This window comes from Chryseobacterium bernardetii (assembly GCF_003815975.1).
Taxonomy (GTDB): Bacteria; Bacteroidota; Bacteroidia; order Flavobacteriales; family Weeksellaceae; genus Chryseobacterium; species Chryseobacterium bernardetii.
In genome coordinates this window covers 2,360,068-2,376,209 of sequence record NZ_CP033932.1, presented here as the reverse complement: position 1 = coordinate 2,376,209, position 16,142 = coordinate 2,360,068, and the positions used below count along the sequence as shown (strand labels likewise).

General features: G+C 38.4%; 12 protein-coding genes and 4 tRNA genes. 7 read left to right on the top strand and 9 right to left on the bottom strand.

Features of this window, described 5'->3' with window-relative positions:
* Window positions 1–3 precede the first annotated feature (3 nt).
* Window positions 4–3,141, top strand: a complete 3,138-nt coding sequence (locus EG339_RS10900) for an efflux RND transporter permease subunit (RefSeq protein WP_185147676.1) — start codon at window positions 4–6, stop codon at window positions 3,139–3,141.
* A 94-nt stretch (window positions 3,142–3,235) separates the two neighbouring features.
* Window positions 3,236–4,522, top strand: coding sequence for a TolC family protein (locus tag EG339_RS10895; protein ID WP_123870207.1), 1,287 nt, complete (start codon window positions 3,236–3,238; stop codon window positions 4,520–4,522).
* Window positions 4,523–4,661: 139 nt separating this feature from the next.
* Here the strand turns inward: EG339_RS10895 and EG339_RS10890 are convergent, their stop codons facing one another.
* Together EG339_RS10890 and EG339_RS10885 are read right to left on the bottom strand one after the other, a co-directional pair.
* Window positions 4,662–5,969 (bottom strand): hypothetical protein, encoded by a 1,308-nt coding sequence (locus EG339_RS10890; RefSeq protein WP_123870206.1) that lies wholly within the window; start codon window positions 5,967–5,969, stop codon window positions 4,662–4,664.
* 145 nt (window positions 5,970–6,114) lie between these two features.
* The gene (locus tag EG339_RS10885; RefSeq protein ID WP_123870205.1) at window positions 6,115–6,639 is read right to left on the bottom strand and encodes a thermonuclease family protein; all 525 of its coding nucleotides are present in this window, start codon (window positions 6,637–6,639) and stop codon (window positions 6,115–6,117) included.
* A gap of 326 nt (window positions 6,640–6,965) precedes the next feature.
* On the opposite strand from EG339_RS10885, the gene EG339_RS10880 reads away from it, so the two are divergent.
* The 4 genes from EG339_RS10880 to EG339_RS10865 all read left to right on the top strand — a co-directional run bounded on the left by EG339_RS10880 (window position 6,966) and on the right by EG339_RS10865 (window position 7,392).
* Window positions 6,966–7,040: transfer RNA gene (locus EG339_RS10880), tRNA-Pro, on the top strand.
* 13 nt (window positions 7,041–7,053) lie between these two features.
* Window positions 7,054–7,127: transfer RNA gene (locus EG339_RS10875), tRNA-Arg, on the top strand.
* Between the two features lie 98 nt (window positions 7,128–7,225).
* A tRNA-Pro gene (locus EG339_RS10870) sits at window positions 7,226–7,300 on the top strand.
* 18 nt (window positions 7,301–7,318) lie between these two features.
* A tRNA-Arg gene (locus tag EG339_RS10865) sits at window positions 7,319–7,392 on the top strand.
* Between the two features lie 57 nt (window positions 7,393–7,449).
* Here EG339_RS10865 and EG339_RS10860 read toward each other — a convergent pair.
* The 3 genes from EG339_RS10860 to EG339_RS10850 all read right to left on the bottom strand — a co-directional run bounded on the left by EG339_RS10860 (window position 7,450) and on the right by EG339_RS10850 (window position 10,029).
* Window positions 7,450–8,352, bottom strand: coding sequence for an alpha/beta hydrolase family protein (locus EG339_RS10860; RefSeq protein ID WP_164465449.1), 903 nt, complete (start codon window positions 8,350–8,352; stop codon window positions 7,450–7,452).
* A gap of 348 nt (window positions 8,353–8,700) precedes the next feature.
* Window positions 8,701–9,387 carry an MBL fold metallo-hydrolase gene (locus EG339_RS10855; protein WP_123870203.1) on the bottom strand — a complete coding sequence of 229 codons (687 nt, stop codon included), beginning with the start codon at window positions 9,385–9,387 and terminating at the stop codon, window positions 8,701–8,703.
* Window positions 9,388–9,441: 54 nt separating this feature from the next.
* Entirely contained in the window at window positions 9,442–10,029 is a 588-nt protein-coding gene (locus tag EG339_RS10850) for a Crp/Fnr family transcriptional regulator (RefSeq protein WP_123870202.1), read from the bottom strand.
* A gap of 264 nt (window positions 10,030–10,293) precedes the next feature.
* On the opposite strand from EG339_RS10850, the gene EG339_RS10845 reads away from it, so the two are divergent.
* Window positions 10,294–11,118, top strand: coding sequence for a 5'-nucleotidase, lipoprotein e(P4) family (locus EG339_RS10845; RefSeq protein ID WP_123870201.1), 825 nt, complete (start codon window positions 10,294–10,296; stop codon window positions 11,116–11,118).
* Window positions 11,119–11,573: 455 nt separating this feature from the next.
* Here EG339_RS10845 and EG339_RS10840 read toward each other — a convergent pair whose 3' ends face one another.
* The 4 genes from EG339_RS10840 to EG339_RS10825 form a co-directional block, all read right to left on the bottom strand.
* Window positions 11,574–12,419 (bottom strand): SH3 domain-containing protein, encoded by an 846-nt coding sequence (locus EG339_RS10840; protein WP_123870200.1) that lies wholly within the window; start codon window positions 12,417–12,419, stop codon window positions 11,574–11,576.
* 15 nt (window positions 12,420–12,434) lie between these two features.
* Entirely contained in the window at window positions 12,435–13,262 is an 828-nt protein-coding gene (gene prmA / locus EG339_RS10835; RefSeq protein WP_123870199.1) for a 50S ribosomal protein L11 methyltransferase, read from the bottom strand.
* Window positions 13,263–13,590: 328 nt separating this feature from the next.
* Window positions 13,591–14,304: a 3-ketoacyl-ACP reductase gene (locus tag EG339_RS10830; RefSeq protein ID WP_123870198.1), complete on the bottom strand. Its 714-nt coding sequence runs from the start codon at window positions 14,302–14,304 to the stop codon at window positions 13,591–13,593.
* Between the two features lie 265 nt (window positions 14,305–14,569).
* On the bottom strand, window positions 14,570–16,135 hold the full coding sequence (locus EG339_RS10825) for a calcineurin-like phosphoesterase C-terminal domain-containing protein (RefSeq protein ID WP_123872662.1): 1,566 nt from the start codon (window positions 16,133–16,135) through the stop codon (window positions 14,570–14,572).
* Window positions 16,136–16,142: the final 7 nt, after the last annotated feature.

Genomic DNA, 16,142 nt, shown 5'->3' with positions numbered 1-16,142 from the left:
GAAATGACGAATAAAAAAGTGCATTTTCTGGAAGCTGCAATGAAGCATAAGCAGGTGGTGATTGTACTGGTGATCTTGTTGATGGTGATGGGAATCAATTCTCTTATGAATATGCCCCGAAGCGAAAATCCTCGTATCGATATGCCTGTTGCTGCAGTATATGCCTTTTATCCCGGAGCTGATGAACACCAGGTAGAAGAAGAAGTAGCAAAAAAAATAGAACAGTATCTTTTCTCTTTTGAAGAGATTAAAAAGAAAAAAGTAAAAGCTGAAGTCAAGGAAGGACAGGTATTCTTTACTGTAGAAATGAATGCTGATGTCAAAGACCGTAAGAAGTTTTGGCACACCCTCCAGCTTGACATGGATGCCAATCTCCGTCCAAAGCTTCCTACCGGTGTTGTAGGGCCATTTATCAACAGTAATTTTGCGAATGTAACAGCAATGATCATCTCAGTGTCTTCCAAAGAAAGATCCTACGCTGAGATCGAGAGCTATGTTGATAAGCTGGAAGACGGATTAAAGGTAATACCTATGGTCTCCAAGATCAACAGATCCGGGGGACAGAGACAGCAGATTTACATTAAGATCAATGACCAGAAACTACAGCAATACGGTTTTGGAGTCAATACATTGGTTAGTGCGATACAACAGCAGAATGTAACAGGATACAATGGAGAAATATCCGGCGGTTCCAATGCCATCATCCCGGTGTATACCAACAGCCGATATAAGAATATCTCCGATATTGCCGAACAGATCGTCTATACAACACCAGCAGGAAATGTGGTACGCCTTAAAGATGTGGCTGATCTTGAAAGACGTTTTGAAGAGCCTTCTTCATTCGTAAGGGTCGGTGATGAAAAGGCAATGGTTCTGACCGTTGACATGCAGCCTGGAAACAATATCGTAGCCTTCGGGAAAGAAGTGGAGAAAAAGATTGAAGACATTCAGAAAGATTTCCCGCCGGATATTCATATGAAAACGATTGTGAATCAGCCGGAGACGGTGGGAGAAAGCATCAGTCATTTTATGGTAGAGTTTGCGATGGCAATAGGTTCTGTGGTGCTTGTTGTAATGCTATTGCTTCCTATACGTGTAGCCGGAGTGGCTTCAGCAGCAGCTCCCATCTCTATCGTTATTACTTTTGGACTCATGCAGATCGTAGGACTGGAGCTCCACCAGGTGACCCTTGCTGCTTTAATCATCGTCCTCGGAATGGTAGTGGATAATGCCATTGTAGTTGTCGACAACTATATTGAAAAGCTGGACGAAGGATTGCCACCATGGACAGCCGCTTGGCAGGCAGCCCAGCAGCTGTCACTTCCGATCTTTACGGCTACTATGGCTATTATATTTGCATTTGCTCCATTAGCTTTATTTATGGAAGGAATTGCGAAAGATTTTATGTTTTCTTTACCGATTACCGTGGCTATTGCATTAATCACCTCGATGATGGTTGCTCTGTTCCTTACCCCGTATACATGCTATGTATTCATTAAAAAAGGATTAAAACATAAAATAAGTGACAGGCCTCCGAAGAAAAACATGCTGGATCATCTTCAGACAGCGTTTGACAACGGGGTTGGAGTGGCTTTTAAATGGCCGAAAACAACAATGTTCATTGGTATGCTGTCTATTGTTAGTGCCGTGTTTATTGCAACCAAAGTAGATCCTGAGTTTTTTCCGCTCAGCGAAAGAAACCAGTTTAATATGGAAGTCTGGATGCCTAACGGAACATCGCTGGAGAAAACTGAAGTTAAGGTAAAGGAACTTGAAAAAATTCTTAAAAAAGACAATCGGGTATCGGATGTTACCAGCTTTGTAGGGATGAGTTCACCACGTTTCCATACTACCTATGCTCCGGAATCTCCTAAAAAATATTTTGCACAGGTTTTCATTACAACAGTCAGCAACGATGCCACTAATGAAATGGCAAAGGAATATCTGGAAAAACTGAAAAACTTTATGCCTGATGGCTACATTAAAGTGAAGCAGCTCAGCTTTCAGGAAGGTTCTCCAATTGAGATCCGTGTGGTAAGTGACAATGAAGCCGACCAGCGAAAAGTGGCCCTTGAGGTGAAAAAGATCCTTGAAAACACGCCGGGAACCAATAATGTACGTCTTGGGAGCGAATACGATTATATGGGGGTAAAGCTGAATGTGGATGATGTAAAGGCCAGCCGTCTTGGAATCACCAACCAGGCTATTACCCAGACACTCGGAGCCGGATTGAAAGGATATTCCGTATCAACCTTATGGGAAGGTGATAAGCCGGTGGACATCTTCCTGAGATATGATTCCATAAGCAGAAAAGATATGAATGCCCTGGAAAACCTTCACATACAGTCTTATTTCGGAGGAAAAATTCCGCTGAAAGAAGTCGCAACATTACAACCGGAATGGCATACAGGAGTAATTTTAAGAAAGAACGGAATTAAATACGCCAGCGTTTTTGCAGAAGCCCAGCTAGGGCCAAAGCCATCACGAATCCTGAAAGAAGCCCAGCCGAAAATTGATGCGCTTGCATTACCTGTGGGAACGACGATTCAATATGGTGGTGACGCAGAATCAACGGCTGAAAACACTCCGGGAATGATGCTTTCGCTCTCTGTGAGTCTTATCCTGATTTTCCTTACGCTGCTGTTCCAGTTCAAGAGTCTTGGGAAAGCACTCATTATCCTTTGTACTTTCCTTCTGAGTCTTTTCGGAGCTTTTTTCGGGCTTTTCATTACCGGAAACCCATTAGGAATGACAGGCTTTATGGGAATCATCAGCCTGATCGGTATTGTGGTAAGAAACGGAATTATCCTGGTAGATTATGCTGATGAGTTGATTCGTGAACATGGATATGCACACAAAGCAGCTGCTATGGCGGCAGCTAAACGAAGAATGCGTCCTATATTCCTTACTTCAGCTGCTGCGGCCGTAGGGGTAGTTCCAATGATCCTGGGTAAATCTCCTATGTGGGCACCTTTGGGAAGCGTATTGGCCTTCGGGCTTATTTTCTCAATGATCTTTACGCTTTTCATTGTCCCGGTGATGTATTATAAGCTGCTGAAAGATCCCATCCCTAAAGATGAAACACCTGAAGATCAATTGGAAGATGAGGTTATTTTATATAGACCCAAACCTCATCATTAATAATTATAATATCAATTTTTTAACCGGTTGTCCTGTAAACTCTATTCATAAGCTCCTTCGTTGATTGCTGCAGGGCAACCTTTATGTAAAAAAAATGAAAATAATATACGATACAATATCAAAAATAGTTCTGGTGCTGACGTTCACAGCTGCAATAGGTTTTCAGGCACAGGAACGTGTGATTTCTATGGATGAAGCGAGAAAGCTGGCATTAGAGAACAATAAAAAGATCAAAAAAGCACAACAGAATATAGAAGCAGCCAAAGCTGCCAGAACAGCTGCAGAAGCAGGAGGAAAGCCTACAGTAGACGGAAGCGTGGGGGGATATTATTTTTCCAAACCGCTTTCCAACCTGATACCGGAAGTATTGGGAACTGCCAACCTTAACGTTACCCAGGTTCTCTATGCCGGCAGGAAAGTAGAAACAGGAAAAAAGATTTCTTCAACGGCTGTAGACCTGCAGATGGCACAGAAAGACCTTACCAAAGAAGAGGTAAAGCTGTCAGCAGAGACCATGTATTGGCAAATTGTAAATGCTAAGGAGAAAATAGGATTGGCAAAAGAATACATTAAACTCCTGAATCAGCTGCATACTAATGTGAAGAATTCGTTTGATGCCGGCCTGACCTATAAAAATGATCTGTTGAAAGTGGAAGTTCAGCAGAATGAGGCACAACTCAATCTGAAGCGTGCAGAAGATGGTCTTAGCATTGCCAAATTAAACCTTGCCCAGATAGCAGGACTTTCCAGTTTCGATTTTGATGTGGAAGATTCTGTAAATGGTAGCTTTGCCGGTATTTTAACAGATAGCCAGGTGCTGCCGGCGAATCGGCCTGAGCTATCCATTCTTGCTAAAGCGGTGGAAATAAATGAGCTTCAGGAGAAGCTGCTGGATGGCGACCGTAAGCCTACCGTTGCACTTTCAGGAATTGGTTTCTCTAGTTTTGGTAAAAATGTTAATCCTATCAACAGGAAAAATGATATGCAGGGATTTGTAGGAATGCTTTCTGTGAATATTCCGATTTATGACTGGGGGGCAAGAAAGGAGAAAGTAAAAGAACAGCAGTATAAAACCAATGCTCAAAAACTTGAAATGGAAGAAACAAAGGAACTTCTGGTGCTGGAAGTTCAGAATGCCGTCATGCAGCTCAATCAGTCTGTTAAACGCATTGAACTTGCTGAGAAATCTCTTGTTCAGGCCACAGAAAATTTACGTCTTAATCAGGACAGATATGATGCAGGAACCGTTGTGGCAGAAGAAGTATTGAAAGCCCAGGTTCTTTGGCAGCAGGCCAAATCGGAGATTCTTGATGCAAAGGCAGAATATAAGATCAACGAAGCTAAGTATAAAAAAGCTTCAGGAATAAATGGTGAACTTTAAGTGTTTTTAGAAAGGAAAAATCTCATTCCACTGAACCGGTTGTTTGTATGCAGCCGGTTCTTTTAAAATTAAACAATTTATCGTGGTAAGTTACAAAACCTCATTGTACCTATGATAAGACTCTTTAAACTATCCTATTTTAAGGAATAACTTTCTTAACCAATACATAATTTCCATTAGCATCGCTCTTCTTTATTTCATACCCATCAGCCAATTCAAGGATCCAGCCGTCACCTGATATCTTCTTTTCTCCTATCTGTGTAGGATTGGATATTGAAATTTCATCCCATCTTGAGCTCATCAACGCTGCTTTTTCAACGGTTAAAACTCCCCATTTATCTGTAACCCTGATATTAGGATAAATTGTTCCTTTATCTTCAATCGGCATGATATTCCTTGGGTCGAAAGAAACATTCATCTTTTCAAATTTTATTTCAAAATGAGGCTGATCAATAAATTTAAATTTATATTCTGCTATAAGGCTTTTTATTTTTTCTTCCCTCTTAGTCTCTTCCTTAATTATAGCTGTACCATTATAATCATGAGCTAGGCTTTTAACAACTTTATCTAAATCAGCCGGGATATTAACATTGAAGTTTTTGATAAAATAATCGGTAAGATCTGTTTTTGATATAATTCTCTTATTCCAGTTTTTATCTTTATCATACAGTAGATATCCATAAACAGGAGCAGTATGGTAAGCAAATGAACGAACAAATGTTGGGTTATTAAAAAATTCATCAATTCCATTAACTAAAGAGGACATTGTTTGTTCTTTATTTCTGCCACTTACGATTATTCCTGTAAACTCTGCTATGCCTTCATTTAACTCCAAAAGATTTTCTTTTAACCCGGAATCTTTGTAAAGGCTATGTCTATATTTTCTGAAAGCAAAAGCATTAGTAAGATGTTTCTGCAGCTCTTTTTGGGAAACAGACTTCACTGCTTTTTTCAAAGCTTCAAGCTCCAAACGGAGATAGACCCTACCCTCTTTCTGATCAAGGTGATTATTTTCCTCATTACTTAGATCAAAGCCTAATGAGGGCTGTATCCGATGAAAGGATTCATGGGCCAATAACCCAAGTCTTTCATTTTTATCCTGAGAAAGAGGAAGCATAATCATCGCCCATCTTTTTCCGCTCCAGTTCACTGCAGTATTGGCAATATTTATCTTTTCAGGCAAAACGCCAGTGTAAATATTGTTTCCATCTGCTTTTAACATTCCATTTTCATCAGGTTCATTCGCAAAAATTGCTCTTGTCTTTGGATTGATTAAAAGTATCGGGCCATAAAGATCCTTATTCCAAAGATCGATATGCTTTTGAGATTCTTTTTTAAACTCGTCGTAATATATAGAGATACTATCTGAAGAAACTATCTTTCCTTGTCCTGTTATATAATTTCCGAACAGAGAAAACAGTATGATGAAAATAAAAGACTGCTTCATGGCTACGTTTTTCAATTGTACAGACAATGGTTTATTACGTTTATTTATAGTGTCTGTATCACAAATATAATAAATTAAGCTATCATTCTTTTTATTACTATATAATTATAAAAGCCTCAGAATTATTTCTGAGGCCATTGTTTTTTTAAACCGTTTCTTTTATTTTCAATTGAACTTTAGCTGCTTCTATTTTTTTATTCTTCGCTTGTTCACGTTTCATTTTTCTGTATTCCCAGGGTGCAATAGCGTTGATATCCTGCCAGAGGCCAATTTTATTCTGCTGAGCCTTTTCCTGCAGCTTCCCTAAAGAATCATCTTTGGAATAAGAAAAGTACCACCATCCCATTCCGGCTTTTATTACCTCTTTGGAAAGGTATTTATCATTATCATAATATATTTGGGCAATAGAACGTCCATAACGGTCCGTACTGGTTTCTATGAACTTAACTGTTTTCCCAAATACCTGTGCAGAGGTGAACTGTTTGGCATTTTTTCCGAAAGCCTGTCCATTTTCCGGACAATCTACTTCTGCAAGTCTGAGCTTCTTTTGTTTATTTCCTTTTAAAAGGACTGTAATGGTATCACCATCTGAAATTTTGATTACTTTTCCGCTTGTCTGTGAAAATAGGATTGCCGGGAAAAGTAAGCTCAACAACATTAATCGTTTCATGCTACAAATATAGGAATTAAAGGGAATGAAGAAGAATTATTTTAATTGCTCAAAGTGGGGACTTTGTGCAGTAAAGTGAAAGAAGAAAGTTAACTTATTGAAAACAGAAATCTAAGAATTTCTCAGAGTCATGTGGTTTTAGCCGTAAAAAACATAAAATTTTTCCACCAGTGTAAATCCATGGTTATTAATCAAGTAAAGTTAATAAAAAAGTTTTGCAGAAATTTAATTAAAAATTATCCCATAATTTATTTTTTTATTTCAAAAAGTATTGTACCTTTGCAACCGCAAAAACGAAATAAAATTCGTTATTAATGACCTTTAATCGGGGCGTAGCGTAGTCCGGTCATCGCGCCTGGTTTGGGACCAGGAGGTCGCAGGTTCGAATCCTGCCGCCCCGACTTTTCAAATTAAGGGTGCGTAGCTCAGCTGGATAGAGCATCTGCCTTCTAAGCAGACGGTCAAAGGTTCGAATCCTTTCGCGCTCACAAAAACTCATATTCTGTTTGAGTATATTTTAATTTTCGAAAGTATTTTGCTTTTAAAAATTAGAATTATGAAGTAAAATTCATTAAGGATGACCTCTCGGGGCGTAGCGTAGTCCGGTCATCGCGCCTGGTTTGGGACCAGGAGGTCGCAGGTTCGAATCCTGCCGCCCCGACTTTTTTCAAAATTTTAAGGGTGCGTAGCTCAGCTGGATAGAGCATCTGCCTTCTAAGCAGACGGTCAAAGGTTCGAATCCTTTCGCGCTCACAAAAAAACTCATCATTTTATGGTGAGTTTTTTGTTTTCATAGGAATCTCTTACCTTTTATAGGCTATTGTTCAGAAACTCTATTATCATTCTGCCAGTTTCCTGATGTATTAATGTTCTGTCAATACCTGGCGGGTCTTCGAAAAAAACGGTCTCATCGGGATTGTATTTTTTGATTTTTGGCAGAAAGACATAATGTCCCGGATTTCCATTAAGCATTTTAATCTTTGAGGATGGGATAAGCCGATGATATTTCATAGCATTGCTTTTTATTGGAGTAATTGAATCACCACGAGACGCTATTATCAGGACCGGCGACTCAATTGTATACTGCAGTTTGGGAGTAAAACCCAAGCCCAGGGCCGGTGAAAGCGCAACAAATGCCTTGATTCTATCATCTTTCAGCTTCTCTGGTATCTCTTTACAGTCAATATGATCTATGAGTTGAGTAAGATCCCCTATTTCAGGAATATTCAGTTCTCTTTTCCCCTGTTTACTTTTGGTGGCTTTTTTAAGCAGAGAGCAGTCTAATTTTGCACCTGCCAAAGCCAGGGAAGTGTATCCTCCCAGGGAAAATCCCACAACGGACAATTTATCGTGATTTATTTTTGCAGAGAGATCCGGATCTTTCAGAAGCTGATCCAATACAAAAGAAATATCGAGGGGCCGTTCCCAGTATCTGACAAAATATTCAGGTATCCTGTTATCGGTTGTATTTCCAAAATGGTCTACTGATGCCACTATAAAACCTTCTCCTGCCAATATTTTTGCAAGCCACATTAAACTGAATCTGTTTCCTCCGGTGCCATGGGATAATAAAACCAACGGATACTTCTGAGTAACCGCTTTAGAAACAGCAAATGCACTGTTTTTTTCTTCAGCTGGCAATTCTTTCGGATACCAGATCTCTGTAAGGACCAAACGGTGTCCTCTTGAATTATCAACATATTCTTTGGACATCTGGTGTACATTTTTGATTTGTGCCGGTAAAAGGGAACTGATAAAAAATAATATTAGTAAATGAACAATTCTTCTCATACAGTTATTTATATAATACAGACAAGCCAAAAGCTATTTTTATTACTTTGAAAAAGCTTTTTAATAAAGAATTAAAATATTACTGTCCAAATCATCATGACTGCCTTTACAAATATTATACGAGGTAATCTTGTAATCTCCTAGAGACAGACTATGAAACTCGTCTTAATTTATCAAATTTCCATTGGCTTTATAATCTGGTTACATGATATACAAATTAAAGAAGACGTTTAAAAATACCTCTTCTTTAATCCATACTTATAACAGGTTCTACTTAATCTCGCTACTGCATTTAGCTACAAACTGTTCAAACTTGCGATCTGTATTTCGCAGAACCGGCCCATGTCCGAAGCAGATAACGGAAGGGTTCAGCTCTGCTAATTTCTGAAGCGATTTGATGTTGCGCTTCTGATCGGTAGTGAATATGTGTGGCGGAAGCTGAAGACCGGTTACTGTAGTGATGAGATTCATATTTACGGCAGCATCTCCGATGATGAGTACTCCATCGCGCTCACGGAATAAAGAAATATGACCAGCCGAATGTCCGGGTGTCTCTATAACCCGGAAGTTCCCAATCATATCATTTTCAACAATTGTCTTGTCTACTTTATGCCCCTGACCTGCCCAGTATTTTTGCTGAAGTTTTGCCAACCAAAGTCCCGGATTTGGATAGTCATTGGTTACCATACCTGTTTCGGTCCTGAAAACTTCGTTGGGATGACATAGTAAGGGAATGTCGAACTCTGCGCATATCTGATCACTGCACCCCTGGTGGTCAGCATGTGCATGTGTCAGTACATGTTGATGAACAGCAATTTTCTGTATAACTTTCTTTATAGTGGTATATGAGCTCCTTATTCCGCAATCTACCAATACACCTTCGATAATATAGCTGTTGATACTGTTTCTCGGCATCAGTGGAATCTGGAATACTTCGGTAGTAATTTGACGTAACATAATTTTTTGTGCAAATCTACGTCGCTGATCCAGGGCTGAATGAGGACATTTGTCCTATAATACATCAGGTTTAAATATTTGTCCCTTTGCCCTTGTAAGGGACCGTTGTGTTATTCCCAGGTATGATGCCAGGTCCTGAGTTGTGATACGCCTGACAAGCATCGGTTCATTAGCCAGAACATGACGGTATTTATCCACGGCCGACCTATTATTATAATTCAGCAGATAAAGCTCCTTTTGGATATATTCCTGCTCCATCACCGATTTTATCACTCCATTCCAGGCAATCACCTGGCTAAGCAAGTGCTGATAATCCGCGAAGTTTATCCTATAGATTACACTATCTTCTATAGCTCTGATATTTCTTCTGGATTTTTCCTGCGCCACAAACTCCGGAAACGAGGTTGCAAACTCATGTTCAAACTTGAAACAGGTTATATTTTCCTGGCCTTCTGTATCAATGGCGTATGCCTTTACAGCGCCAATGGCGATAAACCCAATATAGCGGCATGTTTCATTTTCCCGAATAAAAAAATCACCTTTTTTTAAGCTGACAGGTTTGAAAAACTGCGCTGAAAAGCGAATCTCTTCAGCTGATAGCCCTCCTGTTGAGGATAAGTAATTTTCAAATATGTCAGTCATTTCTCAATTTTGTTTCCTTTTATTTTTTCTTAACTGTCTATGAGTCATACCTAAATCCAGTATCCAAATCTAACAATTATTGTATAGCCAAAATTAGCAATTATTATATATTCAAAAAAGTTCCTCTACAGCCTTTTTTAGCTCATATTATTTCCTCATTCCGGATATCAACTTTCCTTTACCAATTCCTGCCTGTATATTTGTTATAGAATAGTTGCCATCCCAATCAAATTGTTATAATTTTGCACTCTCTATTTTAATTCAATGAAAAATTTCAAGTTCATTATCGCAAGCTGTGCCTTTGCTTTGACACTGTCATGCAAAACAGCAACTCCGGTTACAAACACTTCTATTCAAGACACACCTTATCAGAATCTTGGACGTGACGGGAAAATATATGCTGCATTTTATCAACAAAGAGCAGCAGAGTATCAGGCTCTTTGCCTTCAGGCTTACAATATTGCAAAACTTCGTCTGGATGAAGCCTTAGCCCAAAAATCAGCTAAACCGCTAGCCATTATTTCGGATATTGACGAAACTTTTCTGGATAATTCCTATTACGCTGTTGAACGTTCTAAAATGGGAAAAGATTACGACCAGAAAACATGGGAAGAATGGACTGCTAAAGGCATTGCAACACCACTTACGGGTTCTCAGGAATTCTATCAGTATGCCGCCAGTAAAGGAGTACAGGTATTTTATGTTACCAACCGTTTAGAGCAGGAACGCGCTGGAACTTTGAAAAACCTGAAAAAATACAATTTCCCGCTTCAGAATGATGCCAATCTTATTCTTCGGTCTAAGGAAAGCAGCAAGGAAAACAGACGTCTGGATATTGCTAAAAATTATAATATTGTTTTACTATTAGGTGATAACCTTGCCGATTTCTCCAATCTATTTGATAAAAAAACAGAAACAGAAAGATCTGCAGCAGTGAAGAATGCAGCCAACGAGTTTGGTAAAAAATTCATTATTATTCCTAATGTCGGATATGGAGACTGGGAATCTTCGTTTTATCAATATAAATATGACTACACCCATCAGAAGAAAGATTCTCTGATGTACAATGCGGTGAAGGCTAATCCTTAGGATAAGAGCATCAGCAAACGTATAAAATACTTATGAACCCTCTCAGCAAGAACTGTGAGGGTTTTTATTATGCAGTTTGCCGCTCGATAAGCCTATGAGTACCTCTTCAACCTGAAAATTGCCACATACGTTTCACAATATAAAAATTACGTTTCACCAGCTTATTTTGCCGAGTCAACCTAACTTTTCCATAGGTCAACTTTAATTCGTGGTACTTTTACAGTATAAGCTTTTACCGGGAAGCCGCTATAAAAGTTAGTTTTAATTATTATTTAAGGAACATTGATTAAGCTTCAATAAAAATCTTTTTGTGCAAATTATTCCTTATAGCCATTTATGGCTAAACTATACACTTAATCATGTTTGGTAGGGCTGGTTTTCCAGTCCTATTTTTGTTGTATCCTGTATAAAAAAACCGCTGTACATAACAACGGTTTCATTTATTTAAAAATTTACTATTTAAGTTTATAAGAACTTCCATTCCAAAGGTAAGTTTTGGAAGAATGTGTTTTCTTCTCCCGGTCTTTATCATCGGTTTCCATATCTTCTACCTTCAGGATAAAAGCATTAGGAATACCTCCTTTATCATTAGGAAAAACATATTGTTCACTGTGATAATATACTCCTGCATCTCCTACATTCATTAACTGGGGAAGGGCAATGAGTTTCTTATCCTTATAAAGGACGTATTGGTCATAAGTTCCAATACCGCACGCTTCCCCGGATACCATTGCCTTTAAAGTAAACTCTATATCCTGAAGTTTGTGGTTGCTTTCGATAGTAAAGGAAGCTGTACTCAGTTCTTCACCTTTTCCTGTGTCAAAGTAGATTTCTTCAATCAACGTATTTCCTTCCATTACTTTTATTCCTGCAATATTCTGTTTTACGATCTCATTCAGTGAATTGTTTTTTCTATCCACTGTTTTTGAAAGTCCGAAAAGGAAGTCGTAACCATTTTTATTACGGTAACCTACACAGAGGTTACCTCCCCAAATGTAGCCCTCACCCATTGTTTCTCCTTTCTGATAAGAAATTTTATACCAATTGGCTCTTCTTTCTCCCAATTGCAAAACCGGTACACTTTCTTCTTTTTTAAGGATCATAATCTGCTGATTGCTCTGCAGTGAATCCAGAATCTGGGCATTAACTCCAGGTTCTTTTCTGACTCTTGTCCAATCTGTAAATATCTTCTGGTTTTTGTTTTCAGTAAAATTAAAAACACCATCTGCATACACTTCATTCTCCTGAGCTGTAAAAAGCTGTACAGTCAGTAAAAGCAAAGCTGTCCATAAAGTTTTCATATTCTGTCCGGTTTTTTATTTTTCAAGCAGTAAGCTTACCCATTCTTCTCTCTGCAGCTGTTTTTTCAGGGTAAGACCACTTTCTTTGCATACTTCCAGAATATCATCCACATCGAAGAAACAAAGCCCTGAAAGCAATAATTTTCCACCTTCATTCAGTACAGATACGTAAGTTGGAATATCCGAGATCAGGATATTTCTGTTGATATTGGCTAAAATGATATCAAAATTTTCGTTTCCTAAGTTTTCTGCTGTTCCCTGCTCAATTTCCAATTCAACATTGTTTCTTACTGCATTTTCTTTTGAGTTTTCTACAGACCATTCATCAATATCAATAGCTTTTGTATCCCCAGCGCCCTGCTGTTTTGCATAGATGGCCAATACGGAGGTTCCGCATCCCATATCCAGAACTTTCTTACCGTTGAAATCAATATCCATCATCTGTTGGATCATCAGGTGTGTAGTGGGGTGATGCCCTGTTCCGAATGACATTTTAGGCTGGATGATAATTTCGTGCATCCCAGGAACAGACTCATGAAATTCTGCTCTGATCAATACTTTGTCATCAATATTGATGGGTGAAAAATTCTTTTCCCACTCTTCGTTCCAGTTGATATTCGGCATTTCTGCAAAGGAATACTCTATTTTTACATTTTCATTTTCAAAGATCGGAAGGGCTTTAAGCTGATCTTCGTTAAATAAATCAGTCTGGATATATCCTAAAATTCCGTGAATTTCTTCTGTAAAGCTGTCAAAACCTATTTCAATAAGTTCTGCCATTAATATCTCGTTCCAGGGCTGCAATGGAGAAATCCTGAAATTGAATTCTAAATAATTTTGCATGTGAATAATTTGCTGCAAAAATACTAATGTTATTACGGTTAAAAAAATGGAAAGGGTAAGTTTTAGTTAAAGCAGCCGGATTTTATGGTATTGGATGCACTAAAGCTTGTTTTTATTGAATTTTATTTCCCGCAGATCTCACGGATTATGCAGATCATAAATACATCAGAAGTTAATACAACACGAAACTAAAGCTGTTGCAATTAGAATATTATAAACAAAGCGGGCTAAAAACCCGCTTCTATTGAATTTTTCATTTAAAAACAGATATCCGGTTGTTTTCCGACAACTATAAACCTTGAATTTTAAACTTTAAATATTAAATCTTTTAAGGATTTGTAGAGAAAATAGAACCATTAGCAATTAATGCTCTTCTGTTCATTTTCAGGATATCTCTTACCCATTCTGCAAAATCTTCAGGCTGTAATACTTTGTCAGGATTTCCGTCTGTAAGTCCGCCCTGGATGCTCATATCAGAGGCAATGGTGCTTGGCGTTAATGTAATCACACGGATGTTTTGTTTTCTCCATTCCGCCATCATCGATTGAGACAGAGAAACTACAGCAGCTTTTGAAGCGGCGTATGCTGACATATTAGGTCCCCCTTTTAAACCTGCAGTAGAGGCAACGTTCACGATATCTCCTTCTCCTTTAGCTTTCATAAATGGATGAACGGCTTTTGCGGCATAATACACTCCAAATAAATTGGTTTTGATCACCTGTTCCCAGGTTTCAGAAGGCATTTCTTCAATACTTCCGAAATCACCGATTCCTGCATTGTTCACAAGAATGTCAACTCCGCCTAATTTTTCAGCTAATGTTTCAATTCCTGATTTTACAGCTGCTTCATCATCAATAGAGAATACTGCATATGCAGAATTTACTCCTAACTTTTGAATTTCTTCAACTGTATTTTTAAGATTCTCTTCGTTTCTTCCTGTAATGGCAACGTTTACTCCCTCATTTGCTAAAGCCAGAGCTACAGCTTTTCCTAATCCTCTTCCTCCACCTGTTACGATGGCATTTTTTCCGTTTATATTCATAGTGTAATACTTTTCGTAAGACAAAGTTACGAAAGAACATTTTTATGGGAGGGGAAGAAAGGATATTTAATAGTTTTTTAATGGTTTCAAAATAAATATTGAAAACGTTTATTTTACTAAAACTACAAAAGGCTTAAAAGTTTTAAGTGTTAAAAATATTCTCTTGTGGCTCTTTTGGTTAGTAAATTCTCACCTCAGCAAAAAATAAAACCGGTTCGTAAACCGGTTTATAAATCTAAAAAAAGTATAGTAAAAAATGAAAAGCTTAAGGAATCTGGATGCCATTCTGCACTTCAAACTCTTCTGAAGCGGAGAACTGGTTCCCGTACATATCTGCAGCTCTAACCTCAACTTTATGTTTTCCTAAGGTTAGCTTTCTAGGAAAATCTGCTTCCCAGATATGTTTTGACATTTCAGGATTGGAAGGCCTTCTTCCCTGCAGAATTTTATCTGTGGTATCCCATTTGAAAACAGAAAGGGCAAAGTTCGGGTCTATGGTTTCATCGTATTCCATTTCTTCCCACTTTCCATCGTCTATTCTATACTCCACTTTATCTTTTTTACTTCCCATGAAGAAGTTGGCCAAGACTTTTGCAGAGGTTTTTGATGGGAACGGGATGACTTTTGGAACATATAATTTGATTTGATAATCCTCCGGTTTTCCGGCTGTTTTGTATTTTACTTTATATTGATTATCGATAAAACTGATGAAAGAATATCCTTTTGCCGTTCCGTCTCTCATGGTTGAAGTAGGAAGTCCTGCTTCATCTGCGGTTCCGGAATACCAGTCGCCACAAGTGGTTCCCACGTTATATTCATGCAGTTCTTTAATACCATTCCAACCTGCTTTTTTTCCATAGAAAATCTGCTGCTGGATGTGAGTATGGGCTGATAAGAGCAATACATTCTGGAAAGGATTCAGGAAATCGAATAATTTCTGACGGTCAGCATTCCTGAAACTGTCTTCATTGTTATGCTCCAGCGGAATATGGAAAGATACTACAATCAGTTTGTTTTTATCAACCAGTTTAAGATCGTTTTCAATGAACTGGAGATGATCTTCACGGAAACCACCCCAGTAGCCTTTTCCGTCTCTTGGATCAGGATAAAGAATATCATCCAGAATGATAAAATGTACATTTCCATAATTGAATGAGTAGTTCGCAGGACCGAAATTGGATTCAAAAGTTTCGTCTGAAAGCTTATCGTCTTTGGCGTCGTAGTTCATGTCATGATTTCCCATTACATTATACCAAGGTAACCCTACTTCTTTCATTACATCAGCATAAGGTTTCTGAAGACTTAGATTATCGCCTACCAAATCTCCTAGACTGATTCCTAAAACTGCATTTTTCTTGGTATTTTTCACCTCATTTACAATTCCTCTTTTGAAGTAATCCAATTCTTTTTCTGTATAAGGCTGTGGATCTCCGAAAACCAGAATATCAAAGTTTTTGTTTTCATTCTGCCTGTAAAGCGGGAAATTTAATTCTTTTGGAAGTTCACCTGTTGGTACCACTCCTTTGTATTTAAAATCTGCAGGAGAGCCTTTGGGTTTATGATGGTAATAAAACTGCGGCAGATTATTACTGTTTAAAGCAGTCTGGTACCCTGAAGGCTTGATGACAAAAATGGTCTGATCTTCCTGAACCGGCAGGCTGTAACGCCCGTTTTTATCTGTTAATACTACCTGAACACCATTCGAAACGGCTACTCCTTCAATTCCTTTTTCGCGGTTTTCTTTCTTTTGATTTTTGTTACTGTCTTCGTACACATACCCTGAAATGGAAGACTGGGAAAAAGCCATTGCTGAGATCAGCATGCAAGGCATTAAGAGT

What these genes read in the sequence shown, in the direction of transcription:
- EG339_RS10850 (WP_123870202.1), bottom strand. Translation starts at nt 10,029, where the DNA reads ATGACTGACATATTTGAAAATTACTTATCCTCAACAGGAGGGCTATCA.
- EG339_RS10860 (WP_164465449.1), bottom strand. Translation starts at nt 8,352, where the DNA reads ATGTCCAAAGAATATGTTGATAATTCAAGAGGACACCGTTTGGTCCTT.
- EG339_RS10900 (WP_185147676.1), top strand. Translation starts at nt 4, where the DNA reads ATGACGAATAAAAAAGTGCATTTTCTGGAAGCTGCAATGAAGCATAAG.
- prmA (WP_123870199.1), bottom strand. Translation starts at nt 13,262, where the DNA reads ATGCAAAATTATTTAGAATTCAATTTCAGGATTTCTCCATTGCAGCCC.
- EG339_RS10830 (WP_123870198.1), bottom strand. Translation starts at nt 14,304, where the DNA reads ATGAATATAAACGGAAAAAATGCCATCGTAACAGGTGGAGGAAGAGGA.
- EG339_RS10895 (WP_123870207.1), top strand. Translation starts at nt 3,236, where the DNA reads ATGAAAATAATATACGATACAATATCAAAAATAGTTCTGGTGCTGACG.
- EG339_RS10840 (WP_123870200.1), bottom strand. Translation starts at nt 12,419, where the DNA reads ATGAAAACTTTATGGACAGCTTTGCTTTTACTGACTGTACAGCTTTTT.
- EG339_RS10890 (WP_123870206.1), bottom strand. Translation starts at nt 5,969, where the DNA reads ATGAAGCAGTCTTTTATTTTCATCATACTGTTTTCTCTGTTCGGAAAT.
- EG339_RS10845 (WP_123870201.1), top strand. Translation starts at nt 10,294, where the DNA reads ATGAAAAATTTCAAGTTCATTATCGCAAGCTGTGCCTTTGCTTTGACA.
- EG339_RS10885 (WP_123870205.1), bottom strand. Translation starts at nt 6,639, where the DNA reads ATGAAACGATTAATGTTGTTGAGCTTACTTTTCCCGGCAATCCTATTT.
- EG339_RS10825 (WP_123872662.1), bottom strand. Translation starts at nt 16,135, where the DNA reads ATGCCTTGCATGCTGATCTCAGCAATGGCTTTTTCCCAGTCTTCCATT.
- EG339_RS10855 (WP_123870203.1), bottom strand. Translation starts at nt 9,387, where the DNA reads ATGTTACGTCAAATTACTACCGAAGTATTCCAGATTCCACTGATGCCG.